Consider the following 1,617-nt stretch of genomic DNA (forward strand, 5'->3'; position numbering starts at 1 on the left):
GAGCGGGGTACCGGGTAACGGGGTCAGTGGATGATGCCGGTGCGCAGGGCGACCGCGACCATGCCCGCGCGGTCGCCGGTGCCCAGCTTGCGGGCGATCCGGGCGAGGTGGCTCTTGACGGTCAGGGCCGACAGGCCCATGGAGACGCCGATCGCCTTGTTGGACTGGCCCTCCGCCACCAGCCGCAGCACCTCGATCTCCCGGCCGGAGAGCTCGCGGTAGCCACCGGAGTGGCCGGGAGCGCCCGGCGGGCGGCGGTGCATACGGGCGGCGGCGGCGCCGATGGGTGCGGTGCCGGGACGCCCGGGGTGACCGGGGGTGCCGCGGGTGCCGGTGACGACGTAGCCCTTGACGCCGCCCGCGAGGGCGTTGCGCACGGCGCCGATGTCGTCGGCGGCGGAGAGGGCCAGACCGTTGGGCCAGCCCGCCGCCCGGGTCTCGGACAGCAGGGTCAGGCCGGAGCCGTCGGGCAGGTGGACCTCGGCTACGCAGATGTCGCGCGGGTTGGCGACGCGGGGGCGGGCCTCCGCGACCGAAGACGCCTCGATCACGTCCCGGACACCGAGCGCCCACAGGTGGCGGGTGACGGTGGAACGGACCCGGGGGTCGGCGACGACGACCATGGCCGTCGGCTTGTTCGGGCGGTAGGCGACCAGGCTTGTGGGGTGCTCAAGAAGAACGGACACCGGGCCTCCTGGGGAGTGGAGAGCGGACGGAAGCCGACTATGGGGGAAGTCGGGATGGGATGAGCCCCGTGAGGGGTCACAGAATCCTTCGGCACTCCGCCGGTCCGTCTTTAGGGAATGATCACGAATGAGTGAGTGAAAAATTCCGGCAAATCGGACAGGAACTCGATCCGGGGAACCATCAGAGTGGCTGCGGGCCACGGCGCTGCGGCAGTGGTACGACGGCCGCCCCCTCGCCCTCCTCCGGAGGCAGCCCCGCGCACTGGCACAGCAGGTCGCACCAGGCCGCCAGATGCCCGGCCGCCGTGTCCCCCGAGCCCTCCCGCGGGGTCCACGAGGCGCGGATCTCCAGCTCCGACCGCACCGCCCGGTCCGCCAGCTCCCCGAAGGAGTGGGAGTCCGCCCGCGTCACCGTGCCGCCCTCCGCGGCGTACCCGGCCGACCGCGCCTCCAGCGCGCCCGTCAGCCACGACCAGCTCACCTCCGGCAGCAGCGGGTCCCCCGCCATCTCCGGCTCCAGCTGGGCACGGGCCAGGGTCACCACGCGGAACGAGCCCCGCCACGCCTCCTGCCCGGCGGGATCGTGCAGCAGCACGAACCGCCCGTCGGCCAGCTCCTCGCCCCCGGCCTCGACCGACGCCTCCACCGCGTGCGCGAACGGAGCCAGCCTCCTGGGCGGCGGCAGCGGGCCGAGCCGCACCTCCGGGCGCGTCCGCACCCCCGCCAGTGCCGCCACGGCCTGCCGGAAGGCCCGCGGCGCCTCCTCACCGCCGGGACCCGCCGTACCGTCCGCCTGGTGTGCTCGCGCCGCTGCCATGAGCGGCAGCGTAGGCGGAACGGGTGCTCCGGACGGGTAGGGACACGTGCGAGACTTCTGGTTGTGACCGCCGACGACCGAACCGCAGCCCAGACCCCCTCCGCAGCGGGCCCC

The 1,617-nt window shown here is 74.2% G+C and carries 2 protein-coding genes; both read right to left on the reverse strand.

The features are described from left to right. Positions 1-23: 23 nt before the first annotated feature. Entirely contained in the window at positions 24-686 is a 663-nt protein-coding gene (locus L7D48_RS28670; protein WP_206349989.1) for a response regulator transcription factor, read from the reverse strand. A 181-nt stretch (positions 687-867) separates the two neighbouring features. Then, positions 868-1,503 (reverse strand): DUF3000 domain-containing protein, encoded by a 636-nt coding sequence (locus tag L7D48_RS28675; protein WP_237884005.1) that lies wholly within the window; start codon positions 1,501-1,503, stop codon positions 868-870. Positions 1,504-1,617: the final 114 nt, after the last annotated feature.

The sequence above is a fragment of the Streptomyces sp. ICN903 genome, from assembly GCF_022015835.1.
In the GTDB taxonomy this organism is placed as follows: Bacteria; Actinomycetota; Actinomycetes; order Streptomycetales; family Streptomycetaceae; genus Streptomyces; species Streptomyces fenghuangensis.